Genomic DNA, 20,575 nt, shown 5'->3' with positions numbered 1-20,575 from the left:
AGATGCCGTGTCATCGACGGCCGCGGAATGCGGTTACGGGCCCGGTACGGGCGGCAGGAGCGCGCCGCGCCCCGGGCCGGCGCTCCGACCACCCCGAAGGAGCAGCCGCGGTGCGCCACGTCATCCAGGAAACCGCTCCGCCACCACCGGAGCGAGTTACGGACAAAGGGTGTACTGGCAGTACATCGCTCAGCGGCCGCACGCGCCGTACGGTCGAAACATGGACAACCGTGATGAGGTCCGCGAATTCCTGACCTCGCGGCGCGCCAGGGTCAGCCCCGAACAGGCCGGACTGCCCGATGGACGCTGGACGCGACCACCGCGGGCCCGGTCGTTCGTACGCAACGGCCGCATGGACATCGTGGCCGTGAACCCGCTCGGCCGCGCCTTCCACCGCGAGGTCTACGCGACCCCCGCCAACCAGGAGAACCTCGCACGATTCCCATTCCTCGACCCCGCCTCGCGGCGCTTCTACCCCGACTGGGACCTGTTCGCCGACGTGGCCGTCGCCATCCTGCGGACCGAGGCCGGCCGCAACCCGTACGACAAGGACCTGCACGACCTCGTCGGTGAGCTGTCCACCCGCAGCGAGGAGTTGCGCACCCGGTGGGGCGCCCACAACGTCCGCCGCCACGGCACCGGCAGGAAGCGCTTCCACCACGACGTCGTCGGGGATCTCACGCTCGCCTTCGAGGGCCTTGAGATGGCCGCCGAACCCGGACTGACCATGACCATCTACGCCGCCGAGCCCGGTTCGGCCTCCGAGGAGTCGCTGCGCCTGCTCGCCTCCTGGGCGGCGACCCACGAAGGCCCGTCGCCCGCCCAGCAGTCCACGACGGGCTGACTCGGCCGAAGGTGCCCGTCGTTACCACCCGTAACAGGGCACCCGCGGCGCCCCAGGCCCGTGCGGCACAGTAGGGGCATGCCCACGTACGAGTCGATGCCCTTCCACCTCCTGACCGAGCGGCTGGTACTGCGGCCGTGGGACGAGGCGGACGCCGCCGAGTTCAGCGCCCTGCTTTCCGAACGCGGCAAGGGGACGCCCACGGTCGAGCACATCCGGACGTCCATCACGGAACTGCTCACCGCGACCGAGAAGACCGGAATCGCCCTGCTGCCCATCCAGCGCCGCGACGAGGGCGACTTCATCGGCTACTGCGGGCTGATCATCGGCCGCTCCACCCTGGAGGAGCCCGAAATCGCCTACGAGCTGTTCCAGCGCGTGCACGGGCGCGGCTACGCCACCGAGGCGGCCGCCGCAGTGCTCGAAGCCGCTGCCGCGACCGGGCGCACACGCCTCTGGTCGACCGTCGGCACCTGGAACACACCCTCGCTCCGCGTCCTGGAGAAGCTAGGCTTCGAACGGGACCGCGTGTCCACCGAGGACAGCGGCGAAGTCGCCTGGCTCACACGGTCATTGCCCTGACACGGAGGTGCGGAGCCCACCGAAGGCAGGCTCCGCACCTCCGCGCGCGTCAGAGGGGGGTCATTGCCGGCGCTTGTGCGCGAACACCCACCGGTTCCCCTCCAGCGCGTCGTTCGGCTCGGGGAGCGGGCCGCGTCCGTGCTCGCGGGTGAAGTCGAACGGGGCGCGCATCGAGGTGGACCACCCCCTGGCCGTGAGGTCGCCCGCCGAGTCGGGCCGTGGTCCCTTGTCGAAGAGGTGGAGCAGGTCGATGCCGATCTCCTCCCGCGTCGCCGTGTAGATCGCACTGTCCCGGTACGCCAGCAGATCCGTCTCCAGCTTGGCCTCGAAGGCCAGTGCGCTGCCCTCTGCGGTCAACCGGTCCACGGCGTCGATGAGATACGTCTCGACAGGGCTCGGCAGGTAGAAGAGCAGTCCCTCGGCCAGCCAGACGCTCGGCGCGGCCGGATCGAAGCCCGCCGACGTCAGCGCGGTGACCCAGTCGGCCCGCAGATCCACCGGAACGGGCACCCGCTTCACCTTCGGGGCGGCCGACAGGCCCGTGAGCACCCGGTGCTTGAAGTCGAGCACACCCGCCCGGTCGATCTCGAAGACCGCGCAGTCGGACGCCCAGTCCAGCCGGAAGGCGCGCGTGTCCAACCCCGCGCCCAGCAGGACCACTTGGCGGGCGCCCGCACCGACGGCCCCGAGGAGGAAGTCGTCCAGGACCCTGGTGCGCAGGCCGAAGTAGCGGGCGAACCGCCCCCACAACGCGTTGCGGTCCCCGTCCGGCACCTGCTCGATGCGCACCGGCCAGTCCGCGCACGCCGGCGCCGCGCGCACGAAGTGCTCCGCGTAGACATCCTGAGCCAGGCTGTCGTTCCGGCCGGTCTCGATCGCCCGTGCCGCGGCCACCAGGAGCGCGGTCAGACCAACGCCCTCGTCCACGCCTCCCGCATCCGGGTTCCGCGGCGCCGAGCCGCCGGCCACGTCCGCGCCCTCGTCGCCGCTCGGGTGCGGCGAGTCCGTGGTGCTGATTGCGTCGTTCATCGGCTTCTTCCCTCCGGGAGCAGGACGGGTTTGACCACGCGGCCCGCGTCGCAGTCGCGTTCGGCCTCGTTGATGTCGGCCAGTGGGTACGTACGGATCAGCTGGTCGAAGGGGAAGCGGCCGGCCCGCCACAACCCGGTCAGCACGGGTATCAGCAGCCCGGGGACGGCGTCCCCTTCGCAGATGTGGCGGATGCTGCGGCCCCGGTCCAGCGTGCCCGGTTCGAGCGGCAGCGGGGTGTGCAGCCGTGCCACCAGACCGAGGCTGCCGGTTGGGCGCAGGGCTCGGAGCGCGTCGTTGATGAGCGGGGGCGACGCCGTCGTGTCCAGCGCGTACTGCGCGCCGCCGTCGGTCAGCCGCCGGATCCGCTCGGGCAGCCCTGCCGCGTCGGCGTGCAGCGCGACCGCGCCGAACCGTTCGGCCAGCGCGAGCCGTTGCGGGTGCCGGTCCACGGCCACGGCCGACGCACCGCAGGCACCGGCCGCCATCACGGCGGCCAGCCCCACCGCCCCCGCGCCGAGGACCACCAACGAGTCACCGGGTCCGGCACCGAAGGTGTTCAGCACGGCCCCCGCCCCGGTGAGGAAGCCGCAGCCGAGCGGCCCGAGCAGTTCGACGGGCAGCGCGGGGTCGACCCGGACGGCGTTGCGGGCCGGGACGAGCGCGTACTCGGCGAACGAGGACTGGCCGAACCACCGCGGGGCCAGCGCCTGGCCGGTCGCGTCGGTCAGCCGGGGCGCGTCCTCCTTGCGGCCCCCGAAGAGGTTGAGCGAGGCGAAGGAGTCGCAGTACGCGGGGGCAGCGCCCCGGCAGTTGCGGCAGTGCCCGCAGGAGTCGAAGCTCAGCACGACGTGGTCGCCGACGCCGACCGACGTGTCCGGGCCGCCGCCCGTCCGCACCACGACCCCGGCCCCCTCGTGACCGAGCACCGCGGGCAACGGGCTCCGGCCGGCCGATCGCCGGACCGCCAGGTCGGTCCGGCACATCCCGCAGCCCGCGACCTCGACCAGGATCTCGCCAACTGCGGGTTCCGTGTTCAGGGCCACCTCCTCGACCGCGAAGGGGTCCTCGTACGAGCGCAGCACGGCCGCCCGGAAACGCGTCGTCATGCTTCCTCCGGGCGGTGGACGACGAACGGCCGCAGGTTGCCGTACAGCCCCCACGGTCCGCCCGCGACGCCGACACCGCTGTTCCTGACGCCGGCGAACGGCTGGGCGAGGGACAGCTCGGCATGATGGTTGATCCAGGCCGTACCGCACTCGAGCCGGTCGGCGACCGCCTCGGCCCGGTCGGGATCGGTGCCCCACACGGAGCCGCCCAGCCCGAACCCGGTGCCGTTGGCCGCCTCCACGGCTTCGTCGAGGCTCCGGTACGGCAGCACGGGCAGGACAGGACCGAACTGCTCACCGGTCACCACCGCACTGCCGGGGGAGACGTCGGTGAGGATCGTGGGAGCGAAGAAGTGGCCCGGGCCGTCCAGCCGGTGGCCGCCGGCCGCCGCCCGGGCACCGTCCGCCACGGCCTGCCGCGTGACCTGCTCGACCCGGGCCAGCTGGGGCGCGTTGCTGACCGGGCCCAGCCGGGTGTCCGGGTCCAGCCCGTTCCCCACGACCACCGCCTTCGCCCGCTGGGCGAGCGCTTCGACCACGTCGGTGTGGAGCCGGGCGGGGACGTACACCCGCTTGACCGCCATGCAGACCTGCCCGCAGTTGCGGAAGGCGGCCCAGAACAACCGGTCCGCGATCCGCTCCACATCGACGTCGTCCAGCAGGACGGCGGCGTCGTTGCCGCCGAGCTCCAGGGTGACCCGGGCGAGCGACGCGGCCGCCCCTGCGGCGACGGCCCGTCCGGTGGGCACCGAGCCGGTGAAGGTGACGTGCCGGATGCCCGGGTGGGACACGAGACCGGCACCGAGCGGTTCACGGCCGGTGACGACGGTCAGCACGTCCTCGGGCAGGGCGGTGGCGAGGACGGAACCCAGCAGCCGGGTGGCGAGAGGGGTGAACGGGGACGGTTTGAGTACGACGGTGTTGCCCGCAGCGAGGGCGGGAGCGAACTTCGCCGCCGCGAGCTGGAGGGGAAAGTTCCACGGCACGATCGCGGCGACCGGACCGAGCGGACGCCAGCGGATCTCGCTGCGCACGGGCCGGCCGTCGCTGATCCGCCGTGTCCTTGGGACCAGGGCCGCGAAGTAGCGCAGCCGGGCTGCCGTACGCGCGATCTCCGCGTACGACTCGGCCAGCGGCTTGCCCTGTTCCCGGGTGAGCAGCCGGGCGAGGTCGTCGCCCGCCGCCTCCACGGCCTCGGCCGCCCGGAGCAGCGCACCGGTCCGCGCGGCGGCGTCGGCGCGCCAGCCGTGCCAGGCCCGGTGGGCCCGGTCGACCACGGCGTCCAGCTCCTGCGGCCGCTGGTCGGGGGCCTCGTCGACGGTCTCCCCGGTGGCCGGGTCGAGGACGGGAAAGTGCGCGGTCCCGCGTCCGGGTGCGCGGCCCGGACCAGCCGGATGGGATGTCGGCATGCCGGCGGTCAGCCGACGACGGGGAGGCCGGCCGAGTGCTCCCGGGCCTGCCGGTCCATCTCCGCCCGGAAGGCGGCCACCAGATGGGGCTGAATCCTTCCTGCGTTGCGGTCGCCGCCCTCGCAGACCGCTCCGCGTACGCCCACGATGTCCGTGCCGATCCGGGTCAGCGGAGCGAGGTCGGCCTGTTTGACACTGCCCGCGAGGGCGGCGAGCAGACCGGACCCGTGGGCCAGCCGCACGAACTCGGCACAGACGTCCGGCGGAACATGGTCGAACAGTCGCGTCCCGTCCTTGATGGCGGTGTCGAGCATGGCCGCGTCGGCACCGGACCGGGCGGCGATGTCGGGGAGGGCGAGCGGGTTGACGCAGCCGATGCGGTGGGCGTCGGCATATCCCGACGCGACGACGAGCGCTTCGGGCCGGTGGTCCTTCACCGCCCGGACGACCGCGCGCATGACCTCGATGCCCTGGTCGGGCGTGGTGCACCCGTAGAGGCCGACCTTGATGTACGTGGCTCCGGAGACGACCGCGCCGAGCGCCGCCTGGGCCACCGTGCCGGGCTTGTACGGGACATCGCCCACGGTCGCGGACACCGGCTTGTCGGCCGGGACCGCGTCACGGATCTCTCTGATGACCCAGGGAAAGTTGGCGCCGAGCGATCCCTCGTCGGGCTTCTTCACGTCGACGATGTCGAGATACTCCGCCGCCTTCGCGCAGTCGAGGGCTTCTTCGACGCTGTCCGGAGAGATGAGAAGCAACACCTTGAGCTCCTTCCGCCGCAGGTCCGCCTGACCGAAGGGCAGGGGTGCGGATCACCTGATTCACGTGCGGTGCGCTCATCATTTCCACTGCCCATGGGCGCCGGTAGGGCGTGCGAAGCCCCTGTGGAGCACTTGCCCCCCAGGCAATGCGCCGCGCGCCCCGGCGCGAACGGGCCCACCGATCAAAGACGGGCCCCCTTTGGGAGAGGCGTCTCCCCGCGCCCCGCGTGGGATCATCCGTCCATGAGCGGCGACCTGGAAGTAAGCGCGTTGGCGGTCAACATCACGATCCCGGAGGCGCTCCGGTGGACGGACACCCGACGCGGCGCGACCTTTCAGCTGACCACCCTCAACGTCCGGCTCCTCCCCGACGGTCACCTCGCCGCGAAGGCATACGGCCGGCCGGTGGAAGGCGGCCGGGGCGCGTACGTCTCGTTCCCGGTGCCGGACCGGCCCGAACTGGCGGCCCTGGTTGCCGCAGCCGCCGGCCGCGCCGGTGAGATGTGGGCCGGCCACCGGGGTCTCGGCTGACCGCCACGGCCCTTTCGCACCGCGCTCGCGCGGTACGAAAGGGCCGGCGGTGTCAGCGCTCCAGTGAGAACGTCTGAGCCGGCGAACCGTCGCACTGCTGCTGCGACAGCCGGGCCCCGTTGGCGGTGGAAGCGCCCTCCACGGACAGGCACTTGCCGCTGTTGCGGGCGATGAAGCGGTACCGGCCCGTCGCGCCGGAGGGCTCCGCCCGCCACTGCTGGTTGGAGCCGCCCACGTACGACCACAGGTGTACCCGGATGCCCGCGGCGGTGGCGCCGGGGCCGCCGTCGACGTCCCAGACCTTGCCGTTGTGCCGGTTGACGACCTGGTAGGTGCCGTCCCCGGCCGGCCGGAACTGCCAGCTCTGGTTGGCCCCGTCGCCGCAGCTCCACTGCTGCAGCGCGGTCCCGTCGGCGGTTCCCCAGTCGGCGGCGTCGAGGCAGGCGCCGCTGTTGCCGTTCTTGACCCGGTACCAGGCGGCCGAGTCGATGGAACCGTCACCGGGCGGCTCCGTGGTCCCGCCGTCGGTGCCGTTCCACACGAAGGTGGCGACCGCGCCGGCGGGCAGGGTGTAGACGAGCGACCTTCCGTTGTCGGTCAGCGAGAACCGCTGGGCGCCGGACGCCGTGTTGACGACGTACGCGGCACGGGTGCCGTCGGGGTTCTGGAAGGCGACGTTCTCCACACCACCGTTGCCCTGGCTGGTGGAGCCGACGCGGGTGGCGCCGGGCTTGACGAACTTGCTGACGTGGCCGAGCACGTAGTACTCGGCGTTGCGCGTGACGTTGCCGTTCGCGATCTCCACGACTCCGTTGCAGCGGTCCGCGCAACCACCCTGGTGGGGGCCGCCGTTCTGGTCGAGGGCGAGATTCCAGTCGACGACGGTCTCGCCGCCGTTGCGCATGTTCTGTACGACGAGGTTCTCGGCGTGCCACTTGAGGGTGTCGGCGAACGTGGCGGACCGGTTGTCGCTCTCGGTGCCGGAGCACTCGGTGAAGAAGACCCGCTTCCCGGCGTTGACGACCTGCTGCTGGGCCGAGGGGGCGCCGCCGTAGCAGTGGAAGGCCGCGCCGATCACCCGGCTGATGCCCGGTGTCCCGTTGAAGACGTCGAGCGGGTAGTCGGGGTGGTCCCAGTTGTGGTCGAAGGCCAGGAGGTTCGTGGGCAGGCCCGCCGCGGTCAGGGTGCGGTCGAGCACCTTGAAGAAGTCGGCCTGCTGGGACGCCGTCATGGTCATCGACGGGTAACTCGCGGCGAACTCGGGTTCGTTCTGGACGGTGAGGTCGGTCAGGGTGATGCCCTGCTGTCCGTACGCCCTGATCGCCTTGACCAGGTAGTCGGCGTACGCCTGATAGCTCTCGGTCTTGAGGCTGCCGCCGTTGAGGGCGTTGTTGGTCTTCATCCAGGCGGGCGGCGTCCAGGGGGTGCCCATGAAGCGGATGGCGGAGTTGACCGAGGTGGCCTGCTTCAGGACCGGGATGATCTCGGTCTTGTCCCGGTCGATGGAGAAGGAGCCGGGGGTGTCCTCGTAGGTGTAGAGGCTGTTGTCGGCGTTGAAGTCGCTGCTGCCGAGCGGCTGGCGCAGATAGCTGAGGCCGATGCCGTCGCCGGCGGTGGAGAACAGCGAGTTCATCAGGGCGTTGCGCTTGTCCTGCGCGAGGCCCTGGATGAGGCGGGCCGAGGCGCCGGTGACGGAGGCGCCCGCCCCGGTGAACCGCTGGCCCTTGTCGTTGCCGTCGATCCGGATGTCGACGCTCTGCGGTGAGCCCGTGAAGGCGACGGCGCCCTCGGCGGAGAGCTTCTTCGCGCCATCGGGCGTGGTGACCCATACCTGTGCCGTGGGGTCGGCGGCCTGAGCGGCCGTGCCGCTGCCGGCCAGGCCGACGGCCGCGACGGCCATCGCCAGGGCGGCGCCTGCGGCGCGCGCCCGTGGGCGCGGGGGACTGTCGTGGGACATGTGCGGCTCTCCTTCGGTCATGCCTGGGGGGAGGTGCGGCTGCGGCGACATGAAAGCACACTCACTAAGTGGTTAGTAAGTGGTCGGTACGGCTTTGCTGCACGGCGCTCCCGGGCTCGCGACGGCCCCCAGGTCAGCGCCCCGGACGCACCGCCCGCCCCGCGTCACGGCCGGTCTAAGCTGGGCCGGTGAGCAACCAGTCAGCGGGCAGGTCCGGCCGAGCGGCCAGGCCCCGCACGCCCCGAAGCCCGGAAGCCCAGCAGCGGCAGCGGGACATCCTGCACATCGCGATGGACACCTTCGCCGCCCGTGGCTACAACAACGCCTCACTCGCCGAGATCGCCGACCGGGCCGGGCTGACCCAGGCCGGTGTCCTGCACTACTTCCGGTCCAAGTCGCTCCTGCTCACCAGCGTCCTCGAACTCCGCGACCAGTCGGACATCGAGCAGCTGGGCCCCGACCGCCCGCACGGCCTCGCCTTCCTGCGCCACCTGGTCGACACCGCACTCCGCAACGCCGAACGCGAAGGGATCGTCCGCCTCTACGCCGTGCTGTCGGCGGAGTCCGTGACGGACGACCACCCGGCGCAGGACTACTTCCGCGACCGCTACGACGGGCTGCGGACCTTCGTCGCCGACGCCCTGCGCGAGGCGTGCGAACTCCCCGACGAGGACACCGAGAAGGCCGAGAACGCCGCCAATGCCGTCATCGCCGTCATGGACGGCCTGCAAGTGCAGTGGCTCCTCGCGCCCGATTCGGTGGACATGGCCGCCTCGACCGATCTCGTGGTAACCGCCCTGCTGACGGCGCTCGCCCCCCACCGCTTCGGCCCGGACGGCCGGAGCACGCCGGGCGGCTAGGCCCTGGCGTCACATTCCCGTCTGCCGTGCGACGCCATGTACGCACTCTCGCCGCGCCGGGCCCGGACCCAAGTGCATCCAGTACGAGGGTCTGGGCCCGGCACGCCGAGGAGTGGGGTCTCCCCTGTTCGAGCGAAGCCGAGAACTCGGGGAAGCACCTGACGCCGCACGGCCCGTCCTCCGGGCGAACGACGGGAATGTGACGACAGGCCCCAGCACCACGATGCACGCTTGTGCGATCTTCGACCCCGCGTCTCACCTCAACCGCACCGGCGTGTAGCTCAGCAGTCAGAGCACCGGGCTCTGGTCCCGGAGGGCGCAAGGGCAGAACCTGCCACGTCGGCTCATGAACGCCAACCACGCACGCGCCGAGCGGGAGTTCCCCGCAGGGGCCGACGGCTCCGCCGCCTATCCCGAAGCCATGCCGGCCCGGGCCTTCCTGACCGCACACACCCACCACGACGCCGGCACACGCGAACGCGCCGAACGCCGCGTGGCCCGCTGGCGGGCCGTGCTCGCCGGCATGGCGGACGGTAATCTGACGATCGGCTCCCGCACCCCCGTCGCCGGGCTGCCCGCCTGGGTGACACCGGACGTCATCAGGGGCGGATTCGCCACGTCCGAGGCGAGCGCCGGAGGCCCGCTCCAGCCGTACCAGCACGAGCTCGCGGCCCACGCCGGGGTGCTGCCCGCCGAACGCCGGGCCCTGTTCGCGCACTGCCTGACCGAGGCGGGCCTCGCGCGGCTGTACGCGATGCTCGACAGCGGCCGCTACGAGATCACCGCGCCCGAGGAAGCCGCCCTGCTGACCGTGGCCTGGCTGGCGCGCCCAGGACACGGCCGGCGCGCTCGAACTCGTAGAGACCCTGGCCCCCTTCGCCGACCGCCTGCGCTTGACACCCCGCCCGGCCGCCCTGCCCGCACCGACGGCCCGCGCCGTCCACCGGCGCACGGTGGGGGAGGCCGGCGCGACGCTGGCCCGCCGCCGCCCCAACACCGCGATCGAGACCCAGCGCGAGGCACTCACCGTCTGGCAGCCCTTCACCGACGAACTGCTCACCCACTGGCTGGAAACGGCGGGCCCCGGCCCCGTACTGGACCGAGCACCCGACGACGCCTGGAAGGAACGCGGCGCGACGCTCCTGCGACGCTACCGGGAACTCGCCGCGAACCACACCCTGTGCACCGCACACCGCGACCCGAAGGAGAACGCGGGTATTCTGCGCTGCGCCCTCGAAGAGACCGTCGCCGGCCGCCCGCTCGCGCCCCGGCAGCTCGGCCTGCTGCGGCACGCCGTGGAATCGATGGTCCGCAAGCGAGGCCGCCCCGGGTCCGCCGGGCACACCGAACTGCGCACCCGGCAGGCGGCCCAGGCCGCCCAGCCCTCGCACCACGCCTTCGCCCAGCTGGTCCTGCACCGCCTCCCCGCCCTCGCACAGCACACCGGTGCGGCCGACACCGCACCGCTGACCGCCGCCGTCTCACCCCACGAGGCGCAGCGCACCGGGCTGCCCGCGGGCGCGGTGGTCCCGGCCCCCGTCCGGCACGTGGTTGAGAACGCGTTGAGCGCTCCGCTCGGCACCCTCGTGGAACGCGGCGTCGTCCCCTCCGCCGAAGTCCTGGCCGAGCTGGTCCCGCAGCTGGTCGCCTCGACCGGCGCGCAGTCCTACCGGGACGAGGCCCTGTGCACCTTGACGGCCGCGCACTACCGGGCCTTCCGCAACCGCCGCTCGCTGCTCCTGCTCGACCTCGCCCGGCAGGTGCGGGCGGACGAACTGCCGTGGGTCCGCGCGACGGCCGCGTACCGTACGGCCGACGGCCGGCACCCCGCGCGCACCGCACTGACCGAACTCGGCGAACTCGGCGAACTCGGCGAACTCGGCGAACTGGCCGTGCAGGCATTCCCGGGCACGCTCCTGCCCAACCCACTGATTCGTGAACTCGGCTTGCTGGCACGGCAGGCCGAGGTCGACGCGCCGTTCGTCGAGGAGCTGGCCGCCGACACCTTCACCCCAAGTTCGCCGCCGCCGCCGGGATCGCGGCGGGACTGCTCGAAGGCACCCTGTACGAGCGCTATTACGGCATCGACTACGCGGCGGTCCGCGGTCTCGCGACCACGGAGGCGGGCGAATCGCGGGCCCGGACCGCGCCGGGCTTCGCGAAGCTGTGCGCCGAGCGTGCCGGCCAGGTCCGGGGCGGCAACGGCTGGTCCCTGAGCGCGAGTGGGGTGATGATCGAGCAGGCGCAGATCCTCACCACGCACAACCTGGCCACTCTGGTCAGCCGCGTCGGCATCAGGCCGCAGCCCGGCTGGGAGCACCTGGCGGGAGTCTGCTTCCGTACCGTGTGCAAGCGGACGGCCCGCGTCCAGGGCAGCCCGAGCCCACTGGGCACGATCAAGGACGCGGCATACGCCTGGCGCCAGACGGTGTTCCACCTCTCGCTGTGCACCCCCGCGGAGCAGGCCCGGGCGATCACCCGCCTGGACGAGGAGGCGGCCCGGCACCCCGGCCACGTCTCGTCCCCGCCCTGACCGGCCTGCGGCAGACCGCGGCCGGCGGCGCGCCGGACACCGGCGAGGGGCGGCTCTTCCTCGGCTGGAGCACGGAGCGCCACTGGCTCCGCCCGGCCCGGCCGGACCTGCCCGCCTGACCAAGACGAGCCTGTCGGTTGGCGCCACGCGTTCGTGCGTTCCAGTGAATTGCGGGCGGGAAGCGATCCGTTCTGCCGCGAATGCCCGTTACCCGTGGGGTGCGAGCGCACCCACGCACACGACGAGCAAGGGTGTGAGGCAGGCGATGACGGACATGGATCGCAGGAGCATTCTGCAACTGACCTCGGCGGCGACCATCGCCGGGGGACTGGTGGTCGGGGCCGGCGGGGCAGCCCAAGCGGCACGCAGGGCCGCTGACCGCCGGATCACCCTGAAGGGCAGGCGTACCGGCGCGAACATCCCGGACGTGCTCACCACCGGCGTCCCGTACTTCGTCAGGTACGACCTGTCGGACGCGGAGGGCCGCAGCGTCGGCACCGAGAACGCGCACTGTCTGCCCGTGACCGTGGGTACGGACGGCTCGTACGTCATGGCGACACTGGTCCTGAGCCTGGACGACGGCATGATCACCGCGGCCACCGCCTTCCAGCGGCCGCTTCCCGCCGTGACCGAGCTGCCGGTCGGCTCGCCCCGGTGGACCCACGAGTTCGCGATCACCGGCGGCACCCGGAGCTACGTGGGTGCGGCGGGTTCGATCACGATCGAGCACCCGACCCGGGACGAGGACGTGCTCACCATCGACCTGACCGACGCCACGCAGTAGCAGGCCGGCCCTACGCACCCGTGGCCTGTCACACGGAGAACCGCGTGACAGGCCACGGGGCTGCGTGCCGCCCGTTCAGGACCGAACCCCGGCAGGGGCGCGTGCAGTGGCTGGGTCCAGCGGTCGGGGATCGCGTCCAGCCCGTAGTACGCCCCGCCGAGGCCGCCGGCCACCGCGGCGACGGTGTCCGTGTCACCGCCGAGGTCGACGGCCGCGCGTACGGCCTCCTCGAAGCGGGTGGTGGTGCGCAGCGCCGGCTGACCTGGAAGTGGACCGCGGCGGCGAGGTCCCAGGGCATGCCGTGGGTGAGGGCGTCTTCGGTCCGCAGCCGATGTCCTTGGGTTCCGCGGCCGTCCACCGCTGGAACCGGTCGAAGACGTCCGGCACATCCAGTTGGTCTCGCTCCGGCAGGGAGTCCGCGACCAGGACGGCCGTCTGGCCGCCCAGGGCATCACCCACCGCCGCGCCGACGACCGCCCCAACGGATGACGGTCGCGCCGGGCTACCGGGCCAGTTCGCGTGAGGCGCCCAGGGCCGTGACGGCGGACGGCGAGACCGGGGCGCCGTTCTCGTCGACGACGAAGCACCGGTCGGCGTCGCCGTCGAAGGCGAACCCGAGATCGGCGCCCTCGGCGCGCACACGGGCCTGCAGATCTCCGAACTGTTCACGCGCGGCCTCGTCGCCGCACGGACTTCCCGGTCGGCGCCGGCACGACCGGTGGGTTGCCCCGCGCGTCAGCGGCGGGGCGCGGGCCCCATCGAGGCGCGGGGCACGAACTGCGCCGGTGGCAGCCGCACATGATCGGCGACCCCCTCGGCGACCCCCTCGGCGACCCCCTCGGCGACCCCCTTGGCGACGACCGCGTCCAGAACATGGGCGGCCGCCTCCCCCCAGCCCCGCGCGTCCGCGCGGGCGGAGGCGAGCGGCGGGTAGCTGTACCGCGTCAGGGGAGCGTCGTCGTAGCCGACCAGCGACAGCTGATCGGGCACCCGGGCACCCAGCTCCTGGGCGACGGAGAGCCCGGCCGTGGCGGCGAGGTCGTTGCCGTAGACGATCGCGGTCGGCGGCTTCGCGGACCCCAGCAGTTGCCTGGTGGCCTGCGCACCGCCCTCGGGCGTGAATCCCCCGGGCAGCTCGGGCGCCTCGGGCGGGCCGAGTTCGCGCAGAGTCTGCTCCCACGCGGTCCGGCGCCGGTGGGCGTGCAGCAGTTCCTGCGGCCCCTCGGCGTGGGCGATGAGCCGGTGACCCAGCTCCGCGAGGTGCCGGACGGCCGCCGTGTAGGCCGGCTCGTCGTCCGGACTCACCGCGGGCAGCCCTCCGCCCCACTCCGGCTGACCGACCACGACGGCCGGCAGACCGAGCTCCCGCAGAAGCGCGGGGCGCGGATCGTCGCGGCGCAGGTCGGTCAGGAGGACACCGTCCACCTGTTTCTGAGCGGTCAGCCGCCGGTAGACGCCCTGCTCCTGTTCCGGAGTGGTCACGTGCACCATGAGCCTAAGTGGCGGCCGCGGTGGCGACCGCTGTGGCTGCCGTGCCCCGCGGCGTGTCCGCCGCCCCGCTCCGCCCCCGGGCATCGGCTTGCGCGGGGATCCGGGCCCGTGCCCGGGCGAGCAGGGCCGCCGGATCGGGATCCGCCTGAAGGGAGGTGAGGACCAGCTGCCACCACTGTTCCAGCCGCTCCCGCCAGCCCCACTTGCCCGGCATCTCATCGGTCAGCGTGCAGTGTCCGTAGAACCCGCATACGAGCGCCACGGCCGCCGCCGAAGGCGCGACCCCCTCCGCGAGTTCACCTCGCGTGCGGGCTTGGGCGAGGAGCCGGGTGGCGGCCAGGGCCCAGGCGCCGAACGGCGTGGGTACGGGCGCCTCGATGGCGCGGCGCTCCGCCCACAGCCGCGCGCCGGCCCGCGCCAGGACGTCTTCGCTGAGCGACTGCGCGACGCCGAAGCTGAGGGCGACCAGCTTCTCCAGGGGAGGGACGCCCGGCGCGGCGTAGGCGGCGACGAGCTGCGGCCAGGTGGCGAACTGCTCACGGACCACGGCCAGCGCGAGCTTTTCCTTGCTGGAGTAGTGGAAGTAAATCGCTCCGCTGGTCTTTCCCGAGTGGTCACTTATGTCGTTGACACTCGTTCCCGCATATCCGCGTTCGACAAATAGGTGTGCCGCTGATTCCAGCAACAGTTTGCGGGTTGCGCGCGCCCTGTCCTGCACTTGTTCCACCTTCGCTCAAACGTGCTAGCGCTGCGACACAGGCGTTCATTCCACTCCTCCGTTGAGGGTGTAGTCGCATCGCGCGAAGATCCTATTATTCCTTGCCTGGCGGGCGGGTGGGCGGCTCGGTGCAATCTGACCTTATGTCGGAAGAAACGTTTCTGAAGGGGTGGGCAATCCGCCCCCGATCGAAGCGGTGATGGACTGGAAAACTCTCCCCACCAGTCATGTTGGCCGATCTTCGGTGGTCGCTCCCCGCCCTTTCGCGGGTCGCTCCAGGACCCGGCCGGCTGCGCCCGGAATCTTTCAATGCACTCGAATTGGTGATTGCGGAAATTGAAGGCGGCAAATTAACGTAACCACCATGATGTTTCGGATGGGCCGGTTTTGTAGGCCCATGTCCGTCACGGCGTGATCAGCGGTATCGAGCTGGTCGCAGCAGCCGCAGGGCAGCACCCGCATCCGATTCCACCCCTCACGCGTGCCTCCGGGGCACCCGTCTGCGCCCCTACCCCCAACCGGTCGGCGCAGCCTCCGAGAACGGCAGTTACATGACAGCTGATCGAATCTTTTCCTGGTCCCCGTCCGCCATCGTCTTCGACTGCGACGGCACCCTGATGGACACGGAACGACACTGGCAGGAGGCCCGCAACATCACCTTCCGGATCTTCGGGCTCAAACCGCCCGCCGGATTCGCCGAGCGCGCCAAGGGCGTGCACTACACCGAGTGCGGCGCGCTCATGGCCCAGGAGACCGGGAAACCGGACCTCGTGGACGACCTCGCCGACACGCTGCTGACCACCTTCACCGCATTGGTCGAACAGGACCCGGTCACCATGCCGGGCGCCGCCGCACTGGTCCGGCTGGCTGCCCGCCACCGCCCTCTCGCGGTGGCGAGCAACTGCCCCCGCGCCATGGTGGAATCGTGCCTCGACCGCGCCGGACTCCTCACCTGCTTCGAGCACGTCGTGGTCGCGGGCGACGACGTACGGCCGAAACCGGAGCCGGACGTCTACAGAGCGGCCGCCCGCCTCTGCGGCGTGCCGCCCGAGGAGGCCCTGGCCGTGGAGGACTCGCTGACCGGCATGGAGTCGGCCCGCCGGGCGGGCCTGCGCGTGATCGGCATCGGAACGCGTCCGCCGGGCCCGGACGCCGAGCAGGCCGACCTCTGGGTCACGAGCCTCGCCGACGCCGAACTGCTGACCTGGGCCCGCAGCCGGCTCGGCGCCTAGGGTCTGTCCCGCCGTCTGCGCGCAATGGTGCCTGGGCCGACCGGGCCCGCCCCGGGGCCGGGGGCGTACGTACGGTCAGTCGCCGGCGAGGTGGGGCGCCAGCGACCGCACCGTTTCGGCGGCCGAGTCGAAGAACAGCGCAACGCCCACCGCCCCGGGGTCCGGGACACCGGTCGCCCGCTCGCCCAGGTAGCTCGCCCGCCCCATGCGCGCCGCCTGGGACGCCGTCTCCCGCACTCCCCGCCACGCTCCTTCGGCAGCCGTCGCCAGCGCGGCGGCGGGCGGTTCGCCCTGAGCCTCCCGGAGGGCTGCGGCCGCCGGAGCCAGGGCGTCGACCAGTGTCTTGTCCCCGGGCGAGGCGTCACCCACTCGGCGGATGGCGGCCAGCCCCTCGGCGGCGCCCGTGGCGAGCGCGTCGGTCGTCAGCCCGGGCTCCGCGCCGGCGGCCCGGCCCAACGCCTGGAACAGCAGGCCGAACAGAGGACCGCTCGTTCCGCCCACCTCGTCGAGAAAGGCAGTGGCCATGGCGCCGAGACACTCCGCCGGACCGGCCGACTCCGCCGCCCGGTCGAGCAGCAGACCGGCGGCCCGGACCCCGGCGGCGAGGTTGGCACCGAAGTCGCCGTCGCCCGCCTGCTGGTCGAGAGCGGTCAGTTCCGCTTCGGTGGCGTACACCGAAGCGGCGAAGCGCTCTGCCCATCCGCGGGTCTGTGCGCCGTCGAGAGCGTTGCTCGTCATGGGCCCTCCTCGTGCTTCCGGTCCAGGGGCGCCGGGAGCCCGGCCCGCCGGCCGCTCACCACCGCAGAGCCGGGGTGTGGACCGGCGCATCGTAAAAGTTCAGCGTGGCCTCATCGGCGACCATGAGAGTGAGGGAGAAACCCCGCATGTCCAGTGCCGTCACGTAGTCACCGACCAGTTGCCGGGCGAGCCGCACCCCCCGGGCGTCGAGCACCCGGCCCAGTTCCCCGAAGATGCCGTAGAGCTCGAGGGACGTGACCGAGCCGAGCCCGTTGACGAGAGCCACAACCGGCTCTTCGGGCCCGGGCCGCAACGCGTCCAGCAGGGCGCCCGTCATCTCCTCCACCAGGTCGCCCACCCGCCCCTGGCTCCGGGTGCGGGCGGCGCGCTCCCCGTGGATGCCGACGCCGTACTCCAGCTCACCGTCCGGCAGCCCGAACGCGGGCTCACCGGTGGCCGGCGAGTGATGGGCGGCGGAGGCGACGGCGAGCGTGCGGCACCGTCCCGCCAGGGCGGTGCCGAGCTCCGCCAGCTCCTCGTGCGCCATTCCGGTGTCCGCGGCCGCGCCCAGGACCTTTTCCAGCAGCACCGTGGCTCCCGTACCGCGGCGTCCGGCGGCGATGTCCGCGGAGTCGGTGGCGAGGTCGTCGTCGACCAGGACCCGCGAACAGGCGATTCCCGCGTCGGCGAGCCGTTCAGCCGCGATACCGAAATTGATCCGGTCACCGGTGTAGTTCTTGACGATGTGCAGAACGCCTTCGGGCCGTGCCACCGCGAGCGAGGCCCGGAAGATCTGCCGGTTGTGCGGAGAGGCGAAGACCCTCCCGGGGCAGGCGGCGTCCAGCATGCCCGCACCCACGTATCCGGCATGCAGAGGCTCGTGCCCGGACCCACCACCCGACAGCAGACCTACCCGCCGTTCGGGAGCCGTGTGCCGGGCGGTGACGAATCCGTCGGAGGAGTCGTACCGGACGAGATCCGCATGTGCGCGGGCGAAGCCGGGCAGCGCGTCGGAAACGAGTTCACCGGTGCCGTTCTCGAAGTACCTGGCCATATGCCGCACCCATCCCGTCCCTGGCGGTGGAGCCGTACGAGCCGACCCCGGACGATACGTACATGGTGCGGGTAACGGTCCGCATGCGGCAACTCGCGCTACGTGCGCCGCACCGGCGACCCCGTCACCCCCGCCGCTCCCGGCTCGGCGACCACACACGCCGAAAGCAGCCCCTCGAACCATGCGCCGGGCGAGAGTTCGCACCCTTCGACCGGCGGCGCCGCCCGACACCGGCGCCCACGCTGAACCGAGTAGCCGTCTGTCCGGCATCCACGGAGCTCCGCCGGCCCCGGAGGCGGTACTCGCCGAACCGGCGGCAACGCCGACCGCGAACTCCTCGCATACGCCGATGCCAACGCGACACGGTCCCGACGGCACACCGTGGCGCCACCGAGAGGCGGGAGCGGGCACGGGAGATGCCCCTCGCGCCCACCGATACCGGCCCCCTACCGCGCTGCGGCGAAGCGCGCCATGTGCTCGTCGCCGAGCCGCAGGCGGTGTGCCGCAAGTGCTTCCTCGACCTGACCCACCCGGCTCGCGCCGACGATGGGATCGATGCCCTGGTGCATCAGCCATGCCAGGACCACTTGGTTCCTCGTGGCCGAGAGCTCGCCGGCGGCGTCGTCCAGGGCCGCGAGCACCCGGGCGGTACCCGGATGGTCGTAGGTGGACGGCAGCGGCTTGTCGGCGCGCACGTACGAACCCCACATCAGCGAGCTGTACGACCACACGGAAAGCCCCTCCGACCGTGCGAGGTCCAGGTCGTCGGCGGTGAGCAGACGGTGCCCGCCCTCCGCGAGAGGGGTGAGCGGGCGGGGCTGAACGAGTGAGTGACGCAGTTGCAGGGCGCTCCACGGCTCCACACCCCGCTCCCGCGCCAGCGCCCGGCCGCGCTCGACCCGCCAGGCGGCATGGTTCGCCGCCCCGACCCGCACGGCCACGCCCTTCACGGCCAACTCGCCGAAGGCACCGACCGTTTCCTCCAGCGGCACACCACGGTCCTCCGCGTGCGCCCAGAGCAGATCGACGTGATCAACGCCCAGGCGGCTCAGACTCCCCTCCACACCGTCGTGAACGGCGCGCGCCGAAAGTCCTTCGGCGGTTTCCGGCGCGTGCGCGACGAGCGGGTTGTGCCGGACCTTCGTGGCGATGCGCACGGTGTCGCGCACGCCCGGGCGGGCTCGCAGCCAGGCACCGATCACGTGCTCGCTGGCGCCGCCCACACCGCCGGGGTCGTTCCAGAAGGAGTAGCAGTTGGCGGTGTCGAGCCACACACCACCACCCGCGACGAACGAGTCGAGGACCGCGAAGGCAAGGTCGGGAGCGACGCGGGTGCCGAAGTCCATGGTTCCCAGGACGACCTGGGGGCCTGTGATGTCCATGCCGCCCATACTCGGATGTGAAGCGCACTCGAGGTCAAGCGATCCCGCGCCGGACGGATTTTCCGCCTTCCCGGCCCGGCTCCGAACGGACGCGACCCCGGTCATTGCGAGGGCGCGGTGCCGCCCGGCCCTTGAGCGAGCCTGCGCAGGTGGGGGCCGTAGTCCGGGTCGGCGAGTGCCGCGGCGAACTGAGCGGTGAGGTATGCCCGAGGGTTGCCGGTGTCGTACCACTGGCCCCGGATGACCTGCCCGTACACGGCTTGGGTGCGCGCGTACGCGTTGATCGCGTCGGTCAGGTAGATCTCGCCGGTGCGGTGTTCGTACCACCGCTCCGTCTGCCGGCGCAGTTCGTCGATGATGCCCGGGGTGACGACGTACCCGCCGATCGCCGCGTACGCGGAGGGAGCGTCCGCCGGCTCCGGCTTCTCGACGAGGCCGGTGATGCGCAGGAGTCCCCGGCCCAGGTCCTCCCGGACCACGGGCACGCCGTAACGCTGCGAGTCGCCGGGGTCCACCGGCATCAGGGCGAGCACCGGGCACCCGGTGGCCTCGTAAGCCTGGATCAGCTGCTGCGCGCGCGGCGTCCTGGCCACGAACACGTCATCCGGCCAGAGGACGAGCTTCGGCTCGTCGCCGGTGTTCCGAGCGGCGTTGAGCACCGGGGTTCCATTGCCGTACGGCCCGTGCTGGTCGAGGTAGGTGATGTGCCCGAGCCGGGACAGCTCACCGACTTCCTCCACGGCGTCGGCGTACTCGGTCTTGCCGTCGGCGCGCAGCCGTGCGACCAGCGCGGGGTTGGGGCGGACCCCGTCCTCGTCGGCGCACGCCCGCATCGACGCCCCGGTCCGCGCCGCGACCACGCATGCGTGAGCGAAGCGACGAAGGACGATCCGCTGAAGGCGGCTGTCCGACTGGGCGAAGAGGGCCGACCGGGTCCGCGAGCGGAGCTTGAACGAGGAAGGGCCTGGCCGCCGAGGACCGGCGCGGCACTTTCCTCGGAATCGTAAGCACCTACCGAATCCGAGGGCTCGGGCGCACAGCGGGCCCTACGGCGCGCGTTTCGGGGGCGGGCCCCGCGCCTAGAATGAGGCGACACCGGGGATACCGGCTGCCTGCCGGCGGCTGACAGGGGACAGGAGCGCGGCTGTGGCGGCACGGGCCGTAGGGGCGGATCGGTACGAGGAACCGTCCGGTGACGTGCTCGGCCGTGCGGCCGAAGCCTTCGGACTGCTCGCCGCTCCCGCGCGCCTGCACATCGTGTGGATCCTCGCTCAGGGGGAGTGCGACGTCAGCGGCCTGGCCGAACGCGTCGGCGGCGCGCTGCCCGCCGTCAGCCAGCACCTGACCAAGCTCAAGCTCGCGGGCCTGGTGGGGTCCCGCCGCGAGGGCCGCAGGCAGGTGTACTTCGCCGACGACCCGCATGTCGTGGCTGTCGTGCGCCTGATGATCGGACAGCCCGCCGAGCCGGAGGACACGCCGGTGCGCCGGCTGCACGGGGCCGGTGCCTGAGCGGCGCGCGGCTCGACCGACCCGACCCGCTCGACCCGCCCGCCCGGCT

At 72.3% G+C, this 20,575-nt stretch carries 18 protein-coding genes, 1 tRNA gene and 3 pseudogenes; 9 read left to right on the top strand and 13 right to left on the bottom strand.

What is annotated here, in order from left to right:
* The first annotated feature begins 220 nt into the window (after window positions 1-220).
* The gene (locus E6R18_RS02005; RefSeq protein WP_136315066.1) at window positions 221-844 is read left to right on the top strand and encodes a hypothetical protein; all 624 of its coding nucleotides are present in this window, start codon (window positions 221-223) and stop codon (window positions 842-844) included.
* A gap of 78 nt (window positions 845-922) precedes the next feature.
* Entirely contained in the window at window positions 923-1,426 is a 504-nt protein-coding gene (locus E6R18_RS02000) for a GNAT family N-acetyltransferase (protein ID WP_136315065.1), read from the top strand.
* A 60-nt stretch (window positions 1,427-1,486) separates the two neighbouring features.
* Here E6R18_RS02000 and E6R18_RS01995 read toward each other — a convergent pair whose 3' ends face one another.
* Genes E6R18_RS01995 through E6R18_RS01980 form a run of 4 tightly spaced genes read right to left on the bottom strand, consistent with a single transcriptional unit; the run spans window position 1,487 to window position 5,737 of the window.
* Window positions 1,487-2,455 carry an SAM-dependent methyltransferase gene (locus E6R18_RS01995; RefSeq protein ID WP_136315064.1) on the bottom strand — a complete coding sequence of 323 codons (969 nt, stop codon included), beginning with the start codon at window positions 2,453-2,455 and terminating at the stop codon, window positions 1,487-1,489.
* Window positions 2,452-3,564: an NAD(P)-dependent alcohol dehydrogenase gene (locus E6R18_RS01990; protein WP_136315063.1), complete on the bottom strand. Its 1,113-nt coding sequence runs from the start codon at window positions 3,562-3,564 to the stop codon at window positions 2,452-2,454. The genes E6R18_RS01995 and E6R18_RS01990 overlap by 4 nt, the downstream gene beginning before the upstream one ends.
* On the bottom strand, window positions 3,561-4,973 hold the full coding sequence (locus E6R18_RS01985; RefSeq protein WP_136315062.1) for an aldehyde dehydrogenase family protein: 1,413 nt from the start codon (window positions 4,971-4,973) through the stop codon (window positions 3,561-3,563). Before E6R18_RS01985 ends, E6R18_RS01990 begins: the two co-directional genes overlap by 4 nt.
* Before the next feature lie 8 nt (window positions 4,974-4,981).
* Entirely contained in the window at window positions 4,982-5,737 is a 756-nt protein-coding gene (locus tag E6R18_RS01980; RefSeq protein WP_136315061.1) for a (5-formylfuran-3-yl)methyl phosphate synthase, read from the bottom strand.
* A gap of 243 nt (window positions 5,738-5,980) precedes the next feature.
* Between E6R18_RS01980 and E6R18_RS01975 the strand changes: the two genes are divergently transcribed.
* A complete protein-coding gene (locus E6R18_RS01975) occupies window positions 5,981-6,268 on the top strand; it encodes a hypothetical protein (protein WP_136315060.1) in 288 nt (95 codons plus the stop codon).
* Between the two features lie 52 nt (window positions 6,269-6,320).
* Here E6R18_RS01975 and E6R18_RS01970 read toward each other — a convergent pair whose 3' ends face one another.
* A complete protein-coding gene (locus E6R18_RS01970) occupies window positions 6,321-8,225 on the bottom strand; it encodes an RICIN domain-containing protein (RefSeq protein ID WP_136315059.1) in 1,905 nt (634 codons plus the stop codon).
* Window positions 8,226-8,503: 278 nt separating this feature from the next.
* On the opposite strand from E6R18_RS01970, the gene E6R18_RS01965 reads away from it, so the two are divergent.
* The 4 genes and pseudogenes from E6R18_RS01965 to E6R18_RS01945 all read left to right on the top strand — a co-directional run bounded on the left by E6R18_RS01965 (window position 8,504) and on the right by E6R18_RS01945 (window position 12,402).
* Window positions 8,504-9,085 carry a TetR/AcrR family transcriptional regulator gene (locus E6R18_RS01965; protein WP_276607251.1) on the top strand — a complete coding sequence of 194 codons (582 nt, stop codon included), beginning with the start codon at window positions 8,504-8,506 and terminating at the stop codon, window positions 9,083-9,085.
* A 270-nt stretch (window positions 9,086-9,355) separates the two neighbouring features.
* Window positions 9,356-9,428: transfer RNA gene (locus tag E6R18_RS01955), tRNA-Gln, on the top strand.
* Between the two features lie 3 nt (window positions 9,429-9,431).
* A pseudogene (locus E6R18_RS01950) lies at window positions 9,432-11,737 on the top strand (hypothetical protein).
* A gap of 146 nt (window positions 11,738-11,883) precedes the next feature.
* Window positions 11,884-12,402, top strand: coding sequence for a hypothetical protein (locus tag E6R18_RS01945; protein ID WP_206308195.1), 519 nt, complete (start codon window positions 11,884-11,886; stop codon window positions 12,400-12,402).
* Window positions 12,403-12,485: 83 nt separating this feature from the next.
* Here the strand turns inward: E6R18_RS01945 and E6R18_RS01940 are convergent.
* The 4 genes and pseudogenes from E6R18_RS01940 to E6R18_RS01925 all read right to left on the bottom strand — a co-directional run.
* Window positions 12,486-12,861 (bottom strand): annotated as a pseudogene (locus E6R18_RS01940) (ADP-ribosylglycohydrolase family protein); the annotation flags it as partial.
* Window positions 12,862-12,907: 46 nt separating this feature from the next.
* Window positions 12,908-13,141: pseudogene (locus tag E6R18_RS35195) on the bottom strand (hypothetical protein); the annotation flags it as partial.
* Window positions 13,138-13,884 (bottom strand): substrate-binding domain-containing protein, encoded by a 747-nt coding sequence (locus tag E6R18_RS01930; protein ID WP_240799565.1) that lies wholly within the window; start codon window positions 13,882-13,884, stop codon window positions 13,138-13,140. The gene E6R18_RS01930 and the pseudogene E6R18_RS35195, both read right to left, overlap by 4 nt.
* Before the next feature lie 13 nt (window positions 13,885-13,897).
* Window positions 13,898-14,611: a ScbR family autoregulator-binding transcription factor gene (locus E6R18_RS01925; RefSeq protein ID WP_206308194.1), complete on the bottom strand. Its 714-nt coding sequence runs from the start codon at window positions 14,609-14,611 to the stop codon at window positions 13,898-13,900.
* A gap of 551 nt (window positions 14,612-15,162) precedes the next feature.
* On the opposite strand from E6R18_RS01925, the gene E6R18_RS01920 reads away from it, so the two are divergent.
* Window positions 15,163-15,843, top strand: coding sequence for an HAD family phosphatase (locus tag E6R18_RS01920; protein WP_136315058.1), 681 nt, complete (start codon window positions 15,163-15,165; stop codon window positions 15,841-15,843).
* Window positions 15,844-15,918: 75 nt separating this feature from the next.
* On the opposite strand, the gene dhaL is transcribed toward E6R18_RS01920, so the two are convergent.
* The 4 genes from dhaL to E6R18_RS01900 all read right to left on the bottom strand — a co-directional run bounded on the left by dhaL (window position 15,919) and on the right by E6R18_RS01900 (window position 19,850).
* On the bottom strand, window positions 15,919-16,581 hold the full coding sequence (dhaL, locus tag E6R18_RS01915) for a dihydroxyacetone kinase subunit DhaL (protein WP_136315057.1): 663 nt from the start codon (window positions 16,579-16,581) through the stop codon (window positions 15,919-15,921).
* Between the two features lie 55 nt (window positions 16,582-16,636).
* The gene (locus E6R18_RS01910) at window positions 16,637-17,635 is read right to left on the bottom strand and encodes a dihydroxyacetone kinase subunit DhaK (protein ID WP_136315056.1); all 999 of its coding nucleotides are present in this window, start codon (window positions 17,633-17,635) and stop codon (window positions 16,637-16,639) included.
* 446 nt (window positions 17,636-18,081) lie between these two features.
* A complete protein-coding gene (locus E6R18_RS01905; protein ID WP_136315055.1) occupies window positions 18,082-19,017 on the bottom strand; it encodes an aldo/keto reductase in 936 nt (311 codons plus the stop codon).
* Window positions 19,018-19,118: 101 nt separating this feature from the next.
* Window positions 19,119-19,850, bottom strand: coding sequence for a sugar phosphate nucleotidyltransferase (locus E6R18_RS01900; RefSeq protein ID WP_240799573.1), 732 nt, complete (start codon window positions 19,848-19,850; stop codon window positions 19,119-19,121).
* A gap of 313 nt (window positions 19,851-20,163) precedes the next feature.
* Between E6R18_RS01900 and E6R18_RS01895 the strand changes: the two genes are divergently transcribed.
* Window positions 20,164-20,526 (top strand): metalloregulator ArsR/SmtB family transcription factor, encoded by a 363-nt coding sequence (locus E6R18_RS01895; RefSeq protein WP_136315054.1) that lies wholly within the window; start codon window positions 20,164-20,166, stop codon window positions 20,524-20,526.
* Window positions 20,527-20,575: the final 49 nt, after the last annotated feature.

The sequence above is a fragment of the Streptomyces sp. A1277 genome (assembly GCF_004795015.1).
Taxonomy (GTDB): domain Bacteria; phylum Actinomycetota; class Actinomycetes; order Streptomycetales; family Streptomycetaceae; genus Streptomyces.
This window is presented reverse-complemented; position numbering and strand designations above follow the sequence as displayed.

Excerpts from the sequence above, each read along its gene's own strand:
- E6R18_RS02005 (WP_136315066.1), top strand. The coding sequence starts at position 221 with ATGGACAACCGTGATGAGGTCCGCGAATTCCTGACCTCGCGGCGCGCC.
- E6R18_RS02000 (WP_136315065.1), top strand. The coding sequence starts at position 923 with ATGCCCACGTACGAGTCGATGCCCTTCCACCTCCTGACCGAGCGGCTG.
- E6R18_RS01995 (WP_136315064.1), bottom strand. The coding sequence starts at position 2,455 with ATGAACGACGCAATCAGCACCACGGACTCGCCGCACCCGAGCGGCGAC.
- E6R18_RS01990 (WP_136315063.1), bottom strand. The coding sequence starts at position 3,564 with ATGACGACGCGTTTCCGGGCGGCCGTGCTGCGCTCGTACGAGGACCCC.
- E6R18_RS01985 (WP_136315062.1), bottom strand. The coding sequence starts at position 4,973 with ATGCCGACATCCCATCCGGCTGGTCCGGGCCGCGCACCCGGACGCGGG.
- E6R18_RS01975 (WP_136315060.1), top strand. The coding sequence starts at position 5,981 with ATGAGCGGCGACCTGGAAGTAAGCGCGTTGGCGGTCAACATCACGATC.
- E6R18_RS01970 (WP_136315059.1), bottom strand. The coding sequence starts at position 8,225 with ATGTCCCACGACAGTCCCCCGCGCCCACGGGCGCGCGCCGCAGGCGCC.
- E6R18_RS01945 (WP_206308195.1), top strand. The coding sequence starts at position 11,884 with ATGACGGACATGGATCGCAGGAGCATTCTGCAACTGACCTCGGCGGCG.
- E6R18_RS01920 (WP_136315058.1), top strand. The coding sequence starts at position 15,163 with ATGACAGCTGATCGAATCTTTTCCTGGTCCCCGTCCGCCATCGTCTTC.
- dhaL (WP_136315057.1), bottom strand. The coding sequence starts at position 16,581 with ATGACGAGCAACGCTCTCGACGGCGCACAGACCCGCGGATGGGCAGAG.
- E6R18_RS01910 (WP_136315056.1), bottom strand. The coding sequence starts at position 17,635 with ATGGCCAGGTACTTCGAGAACGGCACCGGTGAACTCGTTTCCGACGCG.
- E6R18_RS01905 (WP_136315055.1), bottom strand. The coding sequence starts at position 19,017 with ATGGACATCACAGGCCCCCAGGTCGTCCTGGGAACCATGGACTTCGGC.
- E6R18_RS01900 (WP_240799573.1), bottom strand. The coding sequence starts at position 19,850 with ATGCGGGCGTGCGCCGACGAGGACGGGGTCCGCCCCAACCCCGCGCTG.